This window comes from Fibrobacter sp., from assembly GCF_045131395.1.
Classification (GTDB): Bacteria; Fibrobacterota; Fibrobacteria; order Fibrobacterales; family Fibrobacteraceae; genus Fibrobacter.
Genome location: NZ_JBGUQY010000039.1, coordinates 107,640 through 121,880, shown reverse-complemented (window position 1 = coordinate 121,880; position 14,241 = coordinate 107,640). Strand labels below are relative to the sequence as shown.

17 protein-coding genes are annotated in these 14,241 nt (G+C 49.8%); 6 read left to right on the top strand and 11 right to left on the bottom strand.

Annotation, left to right across the window (positions count from 1 at the left end):
* Positions 1-35 precede the first annotated feature (35 nt).
* A complete protein-coding gene (alr, locus tag ACJMNB_RS10040; protein ID WP_405342024.1) occupies positions 36-1,259 on the bottom strand; it encodes an alanine racemase in 1,224 nt (407 codons plus the stop codon).
* 510 nt (positions 1,260-1,769) lie between these two features.
* Between alr and ACJMNB_RS10035 the strand changes: the two genes are divergently transcribed.
* Together ACJMNB_RS10035 and ACJMNB_RS10030 are read left to right on the top strand one after the other, a co-directional pair.
* Positions 1,770-2,708 carry a TonB family protein gene (locus ACJMNB_RS10035; RefSeq protein WP_405342022.1) on the top strand — a complete coding sequence of 313 codons (939 nt, stop codon included), beginning with the start codon at positions 1,770-1,772 and terminating at the stop codon, positions 2,706-2,708.
* An 89-nt stretch (positions 2,709-2,797) separates the two neighbouring features.
* Positions 2,798-3,916 carry an aminopeptidase gene (locus tag ACJMNB_RS10030; RefSeq protein ID WP_405342020.1) on the top strand — a complete coding sequence of 373 codons (1,119 nt, stop codon included), beginning with the start codon at positions 2,798-2,800 and terminating at the stop codon, positions 3,914-3,916.
* A gap of 154 nt (positions 3,917-4,070) precedes the next feature.
* On the opposite strand, the gene ACJMNB_RS10025 is transcribed toward ACJMNB_RS10030, so the two are convergent.
* Genes ACJMNB_RS10025 through ACJMNB_RS10015 form a run of 3 tightly spaced genes read right to left on the bottom strand, consistent with a single transcriptional unit; the run spans position 4,071 to position 6,503 of the window.
* Positions 4,071-5,072 (bottom strand): aspartate-semialdehyde dehydrogenase, encoded by a 1,002-nt coding sequence (locus ACJMNB_RS10025; protein ID WP_405342018.1) that lies wholly within the window; start codon positions 5,070-5,072, stop codon positions 4,071-4,073.
* A 9-nt stretch (positions 5,073-5,081) separates the two neighbouring features.
* Positions 5,082-6,038: a hypothetical protein gene (locus tag ACJMNB_RS10020; RefSeq protein WP_405342016.1), complete on the bottom strand. Its 957-nt coding sequence runs from the start codon at positions 6,036-6,038 to the stop codon at positions 5,082-5,084.
* A gap of 3 nt (positions 6,039-6,041) precedes the next feature.
* Positions 6,042-6,503 (bottom strand): single-stranded DNA-binding protein, encoded by a 462-nt coding sequence (locus tag ACJMNB_RS10015; protein WP_405342014.1) that lies wholly within the window; start codon positions 6,501-6,503, stop codon positions 6,042-6,044.
* A gap of 193 nt (positions 6,504-6,696) precedes the next feature.
* Between ACJMNB_RS10015 and ACJMNB_RS10010 the strand changes: the two genes are divergently transcribed.
* Both ACJMNB_RS10010 and ACJMNB_RS10005 read left to right on the top strand, forming a co-directional pair.
* A complete protein-coding gene (locus ACJMNB_RS10010) occupies positions 6,697-7,794 on the top strand; it encodes an exo-beta-N-acetylmuramidase NamZ domain-containing protein (protein WP_405342012.1) in 1,098 nt (365 codons plus the stop codon).
* A 21-nt stretch (positions 7,795-7,815) separates the two neighbouring features.
* Positions 7,816-8,415, top strand: a complete 600-nt coding sequence (locus ACJMNB_RS10005; protein ID WP_405342010.1) for a superoxide dismutase — start codon at positions 7,816-7,818, stop codon at positions 8,413-8,415.
* Between the two features lie 85 nt (positions 8,416-8,500).
* Here ACJMNB_RS10005 and ACJMNB_RS10000 read toward each other — a convergent pair whose 3' ends face one another.
* Genes ACJMNB_RS10000 through ACJMNB_RS09990 form a run of 3 tightly spaced genes read right to left on the bottom strand, consistent with a single transcriptional unit; the run spans position 8,501 to position 10,470 of the window.
* Positions 8,501-9,019, bottom strand: a complete 519-nt coding sequence (locus ACJMNB_RS10000; RefSeq protein ID WP_405342008.1) for a hypothetical protein — start codon at positions 9,017-9,019, stop codon at positions 8,501-8,503.
* Entirely contained in the window at positions 9,019-9,555 is a 537-nt protein-coding gene (locus ACJMNB_RS09995) for a hypothetical protein (protein ID WP_405342006.1), read from the bottom strand. The genes ACJMNB_RS10000 and ACJMNB_RS09995 overlap by 1 nt, the downstream gene beginning before the upstream one ends.
* A gap of 54 nt (positions 9,556-9,609) precedes the next feature.
* Positions 9,610-10,470: a hypothetical protein gene (locus ACJMNB_RS09990; RefSeq protein ID WP_405342004.1), complete on the bottom strand. Its 861-nt coding sequence runs from the start codon at positions 10,468-10,470 to the stop codon at positions 9,610-9,612.
* A gap of 144 nt (positions 10,471-10,614) precedes the next feature.
* Here ACJMNB_RS09990 and ACJMNB_RS09985 point away from each other — a divergent pair, with 144 nt between their 5' ends.
* Positions 10,615-11,325, top strand: coding sequence for an SDR family NAD(P)-dependent oxidoreductase (locus ACJMNB_RS09985; RefSeq protein WP_405342002.1), 711 nt, complete (start codon positions 10,615-10,617; stop codon positions 11,323-11,325).
* 34 nt (positions 11,326-11,359) lie between these two features.
* Here ACJMNB_RS09985 and ACJMNB_RS09980 read toward each other — a convergent pair whose 3' ends face one another.
* From ACJMNB_RS09980 to ACJMNB_RS09970, 3 genes are all read right to left on the bottom strand, one after another.
* A complete protein-coding gene (locus ACJMNB_RS09980; RefSeq protein WP_405342000.1) occupies positions 11,360-12,022 on the bottom strand; it encodes a formate/nitrite transporter family protein in 663 nt (220 codons plus the stop codon).
* Positions 12,023-12,104: 82 nt separating this feature from the next.
* Complete coding sequence (locus tag ACJMNB_RS09975) at positions 12,105-12,533, bottom strand: murein L,D-transpeptidase family protein (RefSeq protein ID WP_405341998.1); 429 nt, start codon at positions 12,531-12,533, stop codon at positions 12,105-12,107.
* 21 nt (positions 12,534-12,554) lie between these two features.
* Positions 12,555-12,983, bottom strand: coding sequence for a hypothetical protein (locus ACJMNB_RS09970; RefSeq protein ID WP_405341996.1), 429 nt, complete (start codon positions 12,981-12,983; stop codon positions 12,555-12,557).
* Positions 12,984-13,110: 127 nt separating this feature from the next.
* Here ACJMNB_RS09970 and ACJMNB_RS09965 point away from each other — a divergent pair, with 127 nt between their 5' ends.
* Positions 13,111-13,233 (top strand): hypothetical protein, encoded by a 123-nt coding sequence (locus tag ACJMNB_RS09965; protein WP_405341994.1) that lies wholly within the window; start codon positions 13,111-13,113, stop codon positions 13,231-13,233.
* 403 nt (positions 13,234-13,636) lie between these two features.
* On the opposite strand, the gene ACJMNB_RS09960 is transcribed toward ACJMNB_RS09965, so the two are convergent.
* Positions 13,637-14,239: a 3-isopropylmalate dehydratase small subunit 2 gene (locus ACJMNB_RS09960; protein WP_405341992.1), complete on the bottom strand. Its 603-nt coding sequence runs from the start codon at positions 14,237-14,239 to the stop codon at positions 13,637-13,639.
* Between the last annotated feature and the right edge of the window lie 2 nt (positions 14,240-14,241).

Here is a 14,241-nt window from a genome sequence, read left to right as displayed (position 1 = left end):
CAAAGGGAGCCTTTTTTAGTTTATATAGATTTTGACTATCGCAACGGGTATTCGTGGAATTCCTTGACTCCGAATTCCTGGCGCAGGTAGTCCCATCGAACCAGGCGGTTTTTCCAGTAATACTTGCGGTATAGACGGCGTGCCACGCGACTTGTTAATTCGTACGGAATCGTATGGTGATCGTCGGCTACGCTTTCCATTGAAATGCGGAAGTCCAGTTCGCCGTTAACGACATCTACGGTTTCTCCGACTTGCACGTCAGGAATGTGGCTGACATCGACCATGGTGGCGTCCATACAGACACGGCCCAGAATGGGACAGAGCTGTCCGCGAATGAACACGAAACCCTTGTTGTATTCGCCACGCAGGTAACCGTCGCCGTAACCGATGGCAATGGTTGCGATGCGGGTGGGCTGTTGGGCCATCCAGTAACCGCCGTAGCTCACGGTTTCGCCGGGCTTGACATCGTGGATGTGGCGGATGGTGGACTTGATTCTCATGACGGGCTTGATGGGCCAGGGGGAAGGTGCTGCGCCCATGCAGTTGTAACCGTAGAGGGCGAGGCCCGGGCGCACCATGTCAAAGTGACTTTCGGGGTGGGTGAGGGTGCCTGCCGAGCTGGAGCAGTGGCAAATCTCGGGGCGGAGTCCTTCGGCTTCCAACACGTCTACCAGGCGCGTAAAACGCTGAATCTGGATTTCGGTCTTCGGGTTCCCCGGCATGTCGGCGGTGGCCAAGTGGGTGAACATGCCTTCGAAACGAAGGCTCTTGAGGCTAAGGGCCGCACGGATGTTGTTGAAGTCTTCGGCATCGAAACCGTAGCGGTTCATGCCTGTATCAATGGCCAGGTGTGCCTTGCAGGTGGTTCCCGTATCGCGCAGGAACTGGTCGAAGGCCATGGCGGTGCGGATATCCGTAATGGCAGCCGTGAGCTGGAATTCCACGAAGTAGGCGAAATCTGCCGGAGTGCAGGGGCCAAGCACCAGAATGGGCAGGTCCATGCCGTACTGGCGAAGCAGCATGCCTTCGCTAATGTGGGCGACACCCAGGTAGTCGGCGCCGCCGAACTTGGCGGCAAAGGAGCAGGCGAGGCTTCCGTGGCCGTAAGAATCAGCCTTTACGGGCAAAAGAATCTTCGTATTGGCAGGAATCTGGCTGCGGATAAATTGAATATTGTTGCAGAGTGCGTCTAAGTTGATTTCAATCCAGTTCGGGCGCGCAATTTTATTTAAATCGGGAGGAGTCGCTAAAAGTTTCATGATGCAGGAAATATAGGTAACTCTATTTGATTTGGTTATATGTTTGTAAGAAAATTGTCTTTTTTCCGGCCGTTCTTATTCCAAGGTGGAATAAATCAAATTGAAATGTTTTTTGTAAATCCGCCGAAGGCGCGCAGAATCTGAAATTGCTTGCAATCCTAGCAATGGCGAGGGGTTTGTTATTTTGTATGAATTTACAATTCTGCGGATGAAAATTTGTTTACCGATTCCGGTGAAACCTTTTGTTTTTTTGTTTGTAGTTTTCTGATGAAGAAAAACCTTGTTCTAATTCCGAGTAAAGGAACGGATATAGAATGAATTGTAAATAAATTAATTCCTTTATTCTGTCGTTTTGATTCCTAGACATCTTTGACTCTGCGTAATGGGCTTGCTTTTAAAGTCCCGTTCCGGAGTCTATTTCAAGGCAAGAATAATGCCCCGTCAAAAGGGTAGTGTCCTTGCTTATCCCCTAAAACATCCATCTAAACCCTGTAAAGGGAGGATAAAATCATGACAACAGTAATCCAAACACCGGATTCGTTCATCACGTCCTTGTTGCCGGATTCCGATAAGAAAATGATGCGCATTGCAGGCGTATCATGCCTTGTCGCGATTCTTCTGTGCTTCTGGGCCGCGGCGTACGAGGTAATCATTAACGATACCATTTTTGTGGATACGCCAACCACCGAAATAACAGCTACCATGAACATCATCGACAAAAAGGAGGATAAAAAGCCCGACAAGCCGAAACAGACTAAACAAGAAAACATAAAGCGTAGAAAGACATGCGGTGGTGGGAAGCCCAAAGGGAATGGAAACCCTAGGGCCACGATTAAACGCAGTGTCATTCATCTCCTGGAATCTCAAACGGCCAATGCCTCTGCCGATGTCTACAAGTTGGTGAACCAGCAGTTTGCCAAGGACATAGACAAGGTCATCAAGAATTCTAACGGATTGCAGGTGACTGGCAAGACAAGGATCGGCGAGGTTCGCGGCAAGGTCAGCGATGGCTTTAACCAAGGAATGTTCGCTGGAGGTAGCGGCGGTATCGGTAACGATATCACGAACCTAATCAGTGGCCCTGCGGGAGCCATTTCAACCAAGGCGATGGGAAATATCAAGCCGCCCAAGGATACCGATATCGAGTGGGGCTCCGGCCCGTCATCCCGTTCCGCTGCAGATATCATGAAGGTGGTGCGTCAGCGTACTCCTGGGCTTCGGCATGTCTACAATAAACACCTCAAGAAGAAGCCGGGGTTCCAGGGAAAAGTCACGCTCAAGTTTACCATTGCGCCGGGTGGCGAAATCATCAGCATTTCGCTGGTGTCGTCCACGACGGATTACGGCGAATTCGACAACGAAATCAAGAATTCAGTCGGTCGCTGGACATTCAGCAAGGTGAAATCGGGCAATACTACGGTGACAATCCCCTTTACCTTTACGGAATAACCAAATAGAGTGGTTTTAAATCAAATAGATTTTTAAATTTAAGCCGGTGGATTTATCTGCCGGCTTTCTACATCTATAAGGTACTGAATATGACTGATCCTCGCATTACTAAATTGGCTGAAAACCTGATTAACAATGCCATTGCTCTTAAGAAGGGTGAAAACATCCTTATCGAAACCACTGATACTCCCGATGAAGTGACTACTGAACTTGTGAAGGCTGTCGCCAAGGCGGGCGGAAACGCTTTCGTGCACAATTACCGCGGCCGTGTGCGTCGCGAGATGATCAAGTCTGCAACCATTGAACAGATGAAGCTTCAAGCTGACCTCGCCATGGCCGAAATGCAGAAGATGCAGGCCTACATCGCCATTCGCGGTGCCGACAATGCCCTTGAAAATTGCGATATCGATGGCCGCCAGATGCTCAACTACCGCAAGATTACCGAAGACGTGCTCAACTATCGCGTCAATAAGACTCGTTGGTGCGTGCTCCGCTGGCCCAACCCCTCTATGGCCCAGGGCGCCAAGATGAGCTCCGAAGCTTTTGAAGACTTCTATTTCGAAGCCTGCCTTGCCGACTATCCGAAGATGGCCAAGGCTGCCCAGAATCTCGTGGACCTCATGAACCGTACCGACAAGGTTCGCCTTGTTTCTAAGGGTACCGATCTGACCTTCAGCATCAAGGACATTCCTGCTATTCCGTGCTGCGGCAACATGAATATTCCCGATGGCGAAGTCTATACCGCTCCGGTCAAGACAAGCGTGAACGGCGTGATTCAGTACAATACGCCCACCCTTTACGATGGCAAGTATTTCAGCAATATCCGCCTGGAATTCAAGGACGGCAAAATCGTGAACGCTACCTGCGAATCCGGCGATAATGTGGCTCTGAACGCCCTTTTCGATACCGACGAAGGTGGCCGTTACGTGGGCGAGTTCGCTATCGGCTTCAATCCCTTCGTGAACGCCCCCATGTGCGACATTCTCTTCGACGAAAAAATTGCTGGCTCCATCCACTTTACGCCGGGCCGCTGCTACGAAGAAGCTCCCAACGGCAACATGAGTGCCATCCACTGGGATCTGGTGCTCATCATGCGCCCGGAATACGGTGGCGGTGAAATCTGGTTCGACGACAAGCTCATCCGTAAAGACGGCATCTTCGTTGTGGATGAACTCAAGTGCCTGAACCCGGATCAATTGGGAAAATGACGCGTTGCGTCATCCTGAAAGACCGAAGGTCATGAAGGAACCATACATTTCAAGAAGCTCTTGATAAACAAAACAGCCGTCCTTTTCGGGACGGCTGTTTTGATGCAAGTTTTTTGATGTATGTAATAGCGGGGGGAACCCGCCATCACCGATCTTACATCTTCAAGAGAATTTCACCAATCTGCACGGCGTTGAGAGCTGCGCCCTTGCGGATCTGGTCACCGGTGAGCCACAGCGTGTTGCTGTTTTCATCGGCGAGGTCCTTACGGATACGGCCAACGAAGATGTTGTCCTTGCCGGCGCTTTCGAGCGGCATCGGGTACACATAGTTTTGCGGATCGTCCTTGAGGGTCACGCCCGGAGCGTTCTTGAGAGCGTTGCGGATTTCTTCGACAGAAACCGGACGTTCCGTTTCGAACCACACGGATTCGGAGTGAGAACGGAGAGAGCTCACGCGCACGCAGGTGGCGCTCGTACGAACGTCAGAGTGCATGATCTTGCGAGTTTCGTTGAACATCTTCATTTCTTCCTTCGTGTAGTCGTTTTCCGTCATCTTATCGATCTGCGGAATCACGTTGTAAGCGAGCTGGAAGGGGAACTTGTTGATGTGAGTGGTGGAACCCGTTTCGAGGATGTCCTTGTACTGCTGCTTGAGTTCTTCCATAGCGACGGCACCTGCACCGCTAGCGCTCTGGTAAGAAGAAATGTGAATCTTCTTGATGTGAGAAATCTTTTCGATCGGGTTGAGAACGACAACCATCATGATGGTCGTGCAGTTCGGGTTGGCAATGATACCCTTGTGGAGCTTGATGTCTTCCGGGTTCACTTCAGGAACGACCAGCGGAACGTTCGGGTCCATACGGAAGTAGCTAGTGTTGTCCACAACCACGGCACCGTTTTCCACGGCGATAGGAGCGAATTCCTGAGAAATGGCGGCACCAGCGGAGCTGAGCACCAGGTCGACGCCCTTGAAAGAATCCTTGTTCAGAACTTCGCACTTGAGGGTTTCGCCCTTGAACTTGAATTCCTTACCGGCGCTGCGTTCAGAAGCGAGGAGCTTCAGGCTCTGCATCGGGAAGTTGCGTTCTTCGAGGATGGAGAGGATTTCTTGGCCTACGGCGCCAGTTGCGCCCATAATGGCTACGTTGCGAATCATAATTAACCTTTATTGTTCGGTTTGTTGTTGATTGTTTGATTGTAAAGCTTCTGTGGCATTCCAGAATCTTCTCAGGTAGATTTTCATCTGACCGATCTGGTCTCTGGACTGCTTGTACTGGATCAGCTGCTGTTCCGGGTTTTCCTGGAGCGTGTAGCTGTAGAGCGCGTATGCTGCAAGACGCACACATTCGCTGGCTTGAATCAGTTCCTTATGCGCGTCGCTGGATTCGTGGGGGTGGAAAAGCCCAAGAACTTTCTTGTTCAGTGCGACTGCATTGTTGTTGATTGCCAGAGCCTGGCTGCTGCGGGTTTCGCGCTCCGATTCCGAAATGTTGGACGGCAATGTGCCGAAAGCTTCCATCGCGTTGGTGATATCGTGCATGCGCTTGATGACGGTTTCTGCATCGACCAGGTAGCTTTCGAGTCTGCTCAGATCCTTGTCATCGTTGCTGGACTTGCTTGCATGACCACCGTTGCGCACTCTGTAGTGGGCAACGGAATTGGGATTGGGCAGAATCTTTCCGCCCTCACCGTTTTGGAACGATGCAATGTAATCCTGGTACTTGGTGTTCATCGCGGCGATTTCGTCGGCGGAGTAGTCCGAGGTCGGAATGAAGGTCGGACGGTCCCAGTACGCAATGCCCATGAAGGCCGACAGCATAAAGAAGGCGAGGAAGATGTTCCCGGCCTTGGCTGCGCGGTCGTCAAAACGGACAAAGCATATGATGGCGTAGAAGAACAGGCTTGCGAAAGAAAGCAACAGGCCGCCATCGCAGTTGTAGGCGATGAATGAATTCTTCACGAAGAAGAAAATGCAGTCCATGGCTACAATCAGTAACGACAAAAATGCCCCCAACAGTTTCTGGGAGCGGGTGTCCGCAGATGCAGACATGAGAATTGCCGTAAAGGTGATGCCCAGCGGGAGCACCATCATCAATGCGATATCTGCGATTTGCTGATTCATTTTTTAGAAAGGCAGGTCGTCGTCGCCGCCTTCCGGTGCCGGAGCATCGTAAGCGGGAGCGCTCTGCTGGCTAAAATTGTTGGACTGGCTGTAGGAGTTGCCTCCCTGGAAGCTGCCGCCGTTCTGGCCGCGGGGAGTCAAAAGCTGGAAGGTGTCCAGGTTGACTTCGGTGCTGTAGCGCTTCTGGCCGGTGGTCTGGTCGGTCCAGCTGCGGTTGGTGAGGGAGCCTTCTACATAGAGGGTCATGCCCTTGTGGACGCCGAGGGTTTCCATTGTGTCGGCAATTTTGCCCCAACCCACGATATTGTGCCAGTCGGTCTGTTCCTTCTGTTCACCATTATTGTCACGATAACGACGGCTGGTGGCCAAGGAGAACGATACGCGCTTGCGACCTGCTGCGCTTGCGCTAATGACGGGGTCCTTGCCGATATTGCCGATAAGCATCACTTTATTCAAATATGCCATAATTCATCCTAGTTGTTTTTGTTTCTGGGCTAAAAATAAAAAATTCCGTCTGTCACTTTGTGCCATTTTAAGAAAAAACGTCCTTTTGAAAACATTCTTTGTCAATTTGGGGGCAAACTAATGCATTGGGGTGTTTTTATTTATATATTGACTTTAGTTAAAAATTCCTAACTCCTAACTTTGAATTAAAAACATGGTTTCTCTCGCCCTTTCACGTTTTGAAAAAGTTTTCCCCCAAGCTCTCAAAGGCAAGCGTCTTGGCGCTGTTTTACACCCGGCATCGGTTCTCCCGGACTTGCACTATACTCTCGACCTTCTCAAAGAATACGACGGTAAACTCTTTAAGCTTTCTGCCCTTTTTGGCCCCCAGCACGGCATCAAGGGCCATACCCAAGACAACATGATCGAATGGGAAGGTTATACCGACCCCGAACTGGGTATTCCCGTTTATAGCCTGTATGGCGAACACCGCGAACCCACTGCCGAAATGCTCAGCCACGTAGACGTAATGCTTGTGGATTTGCAGGATGTGGGCGCCCGTTACTATACCTTTATCTGGACGCTGTTCCTTTGTATGAAAGCCTGTGAAAAGGCCGGTATCCCGGTTGTTGTGGTGGATCGCCCGAACCCCATCAACTGTATCGACGAAGAAGGCCCGGTTCTGGACTTGAATTACACCAGTTTCGTGGGACTCCACAGCATCCGTACGCGTCATGCCAAGACCATTGGTGAACTGGCGGTACAGTTCAAGGAAGAACGTTTCCCCAAGTGCGAACTTTACGTGCTTGAAATGGAAGGCTACGATAAAAAAATGTGGTACGACCAGACTGGACTTCCGTGGATTTTGCCGAGCCCCAACATGCCGACTCTGGACACAGCGATTGTTTATCCGGGCATGTGCCTGTTCGAGGCGACCAACGTGAGCGAAGGCCGCGGCACCACGCGCCCCTTCGAAATTTTCGGTGCACCGTTTATCGATGCCGTAAAGCTTTGCAAGTACATGAACGGCCTTAAGCTTCCGGGCGTGTATTTCCGCGAAAACTATTTCCAGCCCACCTTCCACAAGGGCGCTGGCCAAATTTGCGGGGGAGCCCAGATTCATGTGCTGGACCGCGACAAGTTCCGCAGCTTCGAAATGGCCGTAAAGCTTTTGCAGTATATCTTTAACGAATATCCGAAGGATTTTGCCTGGAAACAGCCGCCTTATGAATATGAATTCGAAAAGCTCCCTATCGACATCTTGCTCGGTAACGGCACTTTCCGCAAAGAATTTATCGAAAGTAGCATTTAACAACCAAGAAGGAGACCTCTAATGATCCAACAAGCAAACGGAAAATTTGAAATGCCGGCCCTCCCGTACGCGGCAGGCGATTTGGCCCCGGTGCTCAGCCAGGAAACTATTGAATTCCATTATGGCAAGCATCTGCAGACTTATCTGAACAACTTGAACGCAGCCCTCCCGGGTAGCGCTTTCGAAGGCAAGTCCATTAGCGAAATCGTTACCAAGGCCGAAGGCGGCGTGTTCAATAATGCAGGCCAGTTCCTGAACCACTACATGTATTTCATGCAGTTCAAGGCGCCCGCTGCAGGTAACGTCCCGACAGGTAAAATTGCAGACGCCATTGCCCGCGATTTCGGTTCTTTCGAAAAGTTCCAGGAAGAATTCCAGGCGAAGGGCGCTGGCCTCTTCGGTTCCGGTTGGGTTTGGCTCTCTGCCGACGCTTCGGGCAAGCTGGTGATTACCCAAGAAGGCAACGCCCAGAACCCGCTCACCAAGGGCCTCAAGCCGCTCCTCACGTTTGACGTGTGGGAACATGCCTACTACATCGACTACCGCAACCGTCGCCCGGATTACCTGAAGGGACTGTGGCAGATTGTGGACTGGAACGTCATCAACAACCGTCTGGGATAATATTTGTTATCTCGTCTCGGCGATAGAATTAAATGAAAAAGACGCTCGGCAATGCCGGGCGTCTTAAATTTTGAAGCGGACTGGCTTACGGGTTGGCGGCGACGAAACCGTCTGCAGTAAGCATTTCCATTGCGCTTTGGCGAGCAGCAATCACTCCGGGGCCATTACCTATGGGCATGGGGTTGTTCCAGGAGATAGATCCCTTCCATACGGGCTTCTTTTCGGAGATGGAGAAAAGAATCAGTTCTTCTTCGAAGCTGGAAAGGGCTGCGTTGTAGATGTTCACCTTGGTGAAGTTCTGGATAAGGATGAATTCGGCGTGCTGTTCCTGTGCAAAATCGGCTACGGGGCTTTCGCTCAACGAAAGGGCGTTCTTTTCCTGGAGGTAGGGCTTTGCTATAACACCGTGGATGTTCAGGGTGTCTGCCATGGAAGATGTCACCGAGTTTGCGAAATCGGTAACTTCTTTGTGGGATTCAGAAACCACAACAATTGTTTTGCCTTTTAAAGGGTATGCCTTGTCAAAGTTGGACATTTTCTGAATTGCAGGTGCGCAGGAGCACAGCATCAGGGCTGCAATTGCAAGTAGGACTAGCTTTTTCATTATTTCTCCTCTTTTAAGATAGAATTCTCATGGAAATCGTTGAAAATGCCTTTCACGAGTTCGCTCTGGGCCCAAAGTTCGTGACCGGTTGTTTTCAAAATTGTTTTCCAAACGACTTTGCCGGTGTTGCAGTCGTACATGACAGATGTGTATTCGACTTCGCTGGAACTGCCCATAACCATGCCGGTAGAGGCGTCGTACTGTGTGGTTTGGGACTTGCCCGAGACTGCTGTCTGCAGTAGGTAAGAATCGCGGCATTCTTCCATGAGAGCCTTGGGGCTAACGGGTTCCAAAGCTAGGGCTTCGTTCTTGCGGTATTCGATTTCCAGTTTGTTCTTTTCGCCGTATGTTTTCCAGAGGGAATCGAGCTTGGTGGTATAGCCCGTGTAAGCCTTCTGGTCGTCGACAAGAACCCAAAGCTTCTTGCCGTTGATGTCTAGGCCGGGTACGGAATTACGCTCAATTTGCGTTCCTGCACAGGCGGCAAGAATCAGGCCGAGCGATATAGCCAAGAGAGAGAATGTTTTTTTACGCATAGTTTAAATGTAATATTAGTTGGTTAGTTTGTCAAAGATTTGTAATACAACCGATTATTCATCCGGGTTTTCTCGTTCGATAAGTCCGTTCTCGCCTCGGAACATTTCTTCCCATTCGTAGTTGTTGCCGTCTTTGCATTTGAAATAGAATCCTTCGGAGTAAGTTTCGCACAAACTCGAAGGAGTTGATTTCGCAATTTTGGTCTTGTACATTGTTTTGCAGTGGACGGTGGTATCGCTGGCGAGCATATACGGATAAGAGGTGCTTGCTTCAGCTTGTGCGCTGTCTTGCGCGATTTTTTTCTGGATGGGAATATACTTGTTGTCTATGGTAGAATATTCCTGCTGAAAGATCGTGTCGCCTTCCAGTTTGTTAAATGCTCCTGGTGAATACGTGCATCCGTTATCGCAAGTATACACGTTGACGGTTCTGTCGTAATCTTGGCAGACGGGCTGAACAATGCCGTATAAAGGCTCATATTCTCCCATTTCGGCAACGGTTTGTTTTAAAGAGGGCTTACTTGAAGGGCACGACGATTTGTGAAAGTAGCTTGAATCCTTGCAGTGAACATTCGGGAATGTGCTTAGCGTGTAGGGATATTCGCTATTCACGCTAGATGACGATTCCGCTTCGCTAGACGATTCGGGTGCGGCTTCGGAGCTGCTGGAAACTTCGTCAAAAGATTCGCTCGAGGGAATCGCTTCTTCTTCGGAAGAACTGGTGGGGGCGGTTGCTTCGGAATCGCTGGATTGTGGATCCGGAGTTTGCGTTTCTTCAGTTGCGTCGCTAGGAGTGATTTCGCCGGGATTGTTCGGAATGACGGGGGCGCTGCTGTTTGAATCGCTGTCGCAACCGGCCCAGAAGATAGCGGCAATGCATAAAGCGAGCTTGCGCTTGCACTTCCTGATAGACATATTGTTCTCCTTTTTAATGACTCAAAACAGTCGAAATAAACACTCAGTGGTAATATATATAAAGAAAAATACATTGTCCATCTGTTGTAATAGAAAGTTTGGATAAATTGTAAATAATTGCACGAAAACTTGTATATTTAAACCATGAAATCATTTGAAAATAAAGTGGTGGTTGTGACGGGTGGTGCCCATGGAATCGGGGTTACCATTGTGAATGAATTTGAAAAGGAAGGCGCACGGGTCGCCTTTATTGATATCCGCGAGAATCCCTGCTTTGTGGGGGACCTCTCGAAGAAAGACGTACTGGAAGAATTTGCGAAGTTCGTTATCGAGAAATATGGGCGCGTAGATGTGCTAGTGAACAACGCGCTCCCGCTGATGAAGGGCATCGACGAATGCAGTTACGAGGAATTCAGCTACGCGCTGGCCGTGGGCGTGACCGCACCCTTTTACCTCGCGAAACTCTTTGCACCGCACTTTGCTTCGGGTGCCAGCATCGTGAATATTTCATCTAGTCGCGACCGCATGAGCCAACCGCAAACCGAAAGCTATACGGCCGCAAAGGGCGGAATTGCTGCTTTAACGCATGCGCTGGCGGTGAGTTTTGCCGGGCGTGTGCGCGTCAATTCTATTTCGCCGGGCTGGATCGATACCGACTTCAAGACCTACGAAGGCCCTGACGCTTCGCAGCAGCCTGCTGGCCGCGTGGGGAACCCGTTCGACATCGCGAACATGGTGCTTTACTTGGCCAGCGAAAAAGCCGGCTTTATTACCGGCGAAAACATCTGCATCGATGGCGGCATGACCCGCCAAATGATCTACCACAACGACTGCGGCTGGAGTTACAAGGGGTAGGGGAGCGAGGCCTGCTTCGGTAGGCGTTGCGGAATTAGGCCGCCTTTTTTTCTTTCATTTTTTGCATCAGCGGGATAAGCCCACCGCCGATTGAGTTTCCGATGGAGACAACCACCAGCGACTGAAGCATGGCTGGTGAAAAGTCGCCTGCCAGCGAAAAGTAGAACATGTCGGCAATGCAGTGCTCGAAACCGCTCAGGATAAAGACCATGACCGGGAGGAATACGGTGATGATTTTGCCGAGCTGGTTTTCGATAGTCTTGAATCCGTCGGCTGCGATGAACATGAGCATGCCGCAAAAGATGCCTAGAACCAAAAGGCTTCCGATGCTGTCTCCGTCCTTAACGAGGCAGAGCGCGTTGGCTTTCGCTTGCAAGGCTGCGCCATAGCGGGTTGCCGACATCATCCTGGCGAAAAGGAATGTTCCTGCGAAATTGCCGAGCCAGACGATTCCGAGAAAGCCCCAGTAGCCGGGCTTGTTGTTCACGAAATAGCCGACCTTACCTGTAAAGAGGTTAAACCCGAAATTGAGAATGGTGAATAGTCCGAGTCCGAAAAGGAATGCTCCTAGAATCTTGTTGTCGCAAGAAAGGTAGGCTGTGCCGCCGAGGCCAATGCACAAACCGGAATAGAGGGACTTGACAAAATTTAGCATGCGGCCAAATTTAGTTTTTTCGCTGCTAATATAGAACCCCATAAAATCTATTTTTTTGAATATGATTTTATCTTTGCGGGCTCAGAAACGTATGGTGTAATAAAAGCAAAAAATGTAAATACGGTTAGGGAAGAATTGTTATCGGAGTCCCGTCTTTTACGATATCGTAAATGTCTTCGATTTCGTTGTTGGTGACAGCGATGCAACCGGCCGTCCAGTCTTTCCACCTGTGCCAATACTTAAAAAGAAAGGCGGGAATCTTGTTCGGATAGCCGTGAATCATGATGTCGCCGCCGGGATCGAAGCCTCCGTCTTTGGCCGCTTTTATTTGTTCTTCGCTAGGGTACGATATCTTCAGCGATAAATGAAACTTGCTTTTGGGATTGTGCCATTCAATCGTGTAGTTGCCTTCAGGCGTCTTGTTGTCGCCGGATTTAACCTTTGCTCCCACAGGATTTTTGCCTAAAGATATTTTGTACGTTTTGACGATTTTATCGCCATGACGAAGATGCATCTGTCTCTTCGTTTTTTCTACTAGAATGTTGTCGATCATGTGTTGTTATTCATATGAAAATCAAGGATTGTCCCCGGATGTCAGTTCCTCAATTTTGTCCCTGAACCAGTAAATCGCCTTGATTGATGCGAAAAAATGAAGGGCCGTTGCGACCAATATAATCATGGCTTCGAAACGTCCGCAAAAGAAGGTCAAACAACCGAGTAAAAAAAGTATTCCCGAGCAAACAACGCTGAACCCGAGGGGAATGGTTGCAATCCGCTTGGCGGCATCGGTACTCAGGCTCCTCTTGAAAAGAAATAGATTCAGCAGGCTCAAGGGAATGGTGATTAGCCCTGCATATGAAATGAAGAAAAGCATTAAGGCCAGGTAGTCTTCGGATTTGTGCGAAAGTTCTGCAAATCCCAAAGTGCTTGCTATAGGAATGATGGGCATGAGCATGCTGAAAAGCATCCAAACGAGAATGTGTTTGGCCTTTAAATTGTTCATGTCAAACCTCGGTTCGTAAATGAGTATACAACTCCTCAATTTTGTTCCTAAACCAGCTAATCGCAATGATTGCTACTAAAAGTTGAGCGAGCGTTACCGCCAATGTTATGATTGCGGAAGAGTTGCCGTGATGAAAGACAACAATGCTGTACATGAGAAGTATTGTGGAGCAGACAATGCAGAGCCCAAGGGGGATGGTGGCAATCCGCTTGGCGGCCTTGATGCTGAGATTCCTTTTGAAAAGAAATAAATTCAGCAGGCTTAAGGGAATGGCTAGCAGTTCTGCAACTGCAGCGAGGAAAAGGATAAGAGCGAGGAAGTCCTCGTGTCCCGTTTCGTACCCCCAAAGGCTTATTATGGGAATAATGGACATGAACATACAGAATAGCATCCAGCATAAAATGTGTTTAGCCCTTAAATTGTTCATGACAAACCTATATCCCTTGTTAAATCTTTATTGAATATACCTTTATTTATGAGGGGGTGCAAGCATTTTGTTTTTACAAACAACAAAGCGCTCGGTTTTGAACCGGGCGCTTTGTAATGCTTTAGATCCTTCGACTACGCAACTCGCGTTGCTTCTACCCAAAGGGCATAACTCAACTAGAGAACTAAAGTTCTAAGTTTCGTTTAGCTTAGGATGACACTGTACATTACTTCAAGAACTGCATATACGGCAACTTGCTGGCGAGTTCCTGCACCTTGTCGGCGTTGGCCATGAGGGCGGAACGGGCGTGCCAGGAACCGTCGAGGAACTGACCGCGGGGGCCGTCGGCGAGCGTAAGCTGGATGGTTTCGTCACCCATCTTGAGCGTACGGCTTTCGGTGCTCGTGACAAGTTCTGCACTCGGGTTGGCTTCGATCCAGGCGAGGATCTTGTCAGCCGTAGCGTGGTCTACCTTGTAGCAGGGCACGCCAATAGCGACGCAGTTACCGAAGAATATTTCGGAGTAGCTTTCGGCGATGATGGCACGGATGCCCCAGCGCTTCAGAGCCTGCGGAGCGTGTTCACGGCTGGAGCCGCAACCGAAGTTCTGGTTGGAAACGAGGATGGAGCCGTTCTTGTAGGCCGGATCACGGAACGGGTGAACCTTGCCCTGAGCGGCGAGACCGGCGATATCGTCGGCAAAGGCGTTGTCGCCGAGGCCTTCGAAGGTCACGCACTTGAGGAAGCGAGCCGGGATGATACGGTCAGTGTCGATATCGTTTCCGCGAACAGGAACGCCGGAACCTTTAACAATGTCGATAGAATTCATTT

What these genes read in the sequence shown, in the direction of transcription:
- ACJMNB_RS09995 (WP_405342006.1), bottom strand. Translation starts at nt 9,555, where the DNA reads ATGCGTAAAAAAACATTCTCTCTCTTGGCTATATCGCTCGGCCTGATT.
- ACJMNB_RS10010 (WP_405342012.1), top strand. Translation starts at nt 6,697, where the DNA reads ATGGTTTCTCTCGCCCTTTCACGTTTTGAAAAAGTTTTCCCCCAAGCT.
- ACJMNB_RS09985 (WP_405342002.1), top strand. Translation starts at nt 10,615, where the DNA reads ATGAAATCATTTGAAAATAAAGTGGTGGTTGTGACGGGTGGTGCCCAT.
- ACJMNB_RS10030 (WP_405342020.1), top strand. Translation starts at nt 2,798, where the DNA reads ATGACTGATCCTCGCATTACTAAATTGGCTGAAAACCTGATTAACAAT.
- ACJMNB_RS10015 (WP_405342014.1), bottom strand. Translation starts at nt 6,503, where the DNA reads ATGGCATATTTGAATAAAGTGATGCTTATCGGCAATATCGGCAAGGAC.
- ACJMNB_RS10020 (WP_405342016.1), bottom strand. Translation starts at nt 6,038, where the DNA reads ATGAATCAGCAAATCGCAGATATCGCATTGATGATGGTGCTCCCGCTG.
- ACJMNB_RS09975 (WP_405341998.1), bottom strand. Translation starts at nt 12,533, where the DNA reads ATGATCGACAACATTCTAGTAGAAAAAACGAAGAGACAGATGCATCTT.
- alr (WP_405342024.1), bottom strand. Translation starts at nt 1,259, where the DNA reads ATGAAACTTTTAGCGACTCCTCCCGATTTAAATAAAATTGCGCGCCCG.
- ACJMNB_RS10035 (WP_405342022.1), top strand. Translation starts at nt 1,770, where the DNA reads ATGACAACAGTAATCCAAACACCGGATTCGTTCATCACGTCCTTGTTG.
- ACJMNB_RS10005 (WP_405342010.1), top strand. Translation starts at nt 7,816, where the DNA reads ATGATCCAACAAGCAAACGGAAAATTTGAAATGCCGGCCCTCCCGTAC.
- ACJMNB_RS09980 (WP_405342000.1), bottom strand. Translation starts at nt 12,022, where the DNA reads ATGGGGTTCTATATTAGCAGCGAAAAAACTAAATTTGGCCGCATGCTA.
- ACJMNB_RS09960 (WP_405341992.1), bottom strand. Translation starts at nt 14,239, where the DNA reads ATGAATTCTATCGACATTGTTAAAGGTTCCGGCGTTCCTGTTCGCGGA.
- ACJMNB_RS10025 (WP_405342018.1), bottom strand. Translation starts at nt 5,072, where the DNA reads ATGATTCGCAACGTAGCCATTATGGGCGCAACTGGCGCCGTAGGCCAA.
- ACJMNB_RS09970 (WP_405341996.1), bottom strand. Translation starts at nt 12,983, where the DNA reads ATGAACAATTTAAAGGCCAAACACATTCTCGTTTGGATGCTTTTCAGC.
- ACJMNB_RS10000 (WP_405342008.1), bottom strand. Translation starts at nt 9,019, where the DNA reads ATGAAAAAGCTAGTCCTACTTGCAATTGCAGCCCTGATGCTGTGCTCC.
- ACJMNB_RS09990 (WP_405342004.1), bottom strand. Translation starts at nt 10,470, where the DNA reads ATGTCTATCAGGAAGTGCAAGCGCAAGCTCGCTTTATGCATTGCCGCT.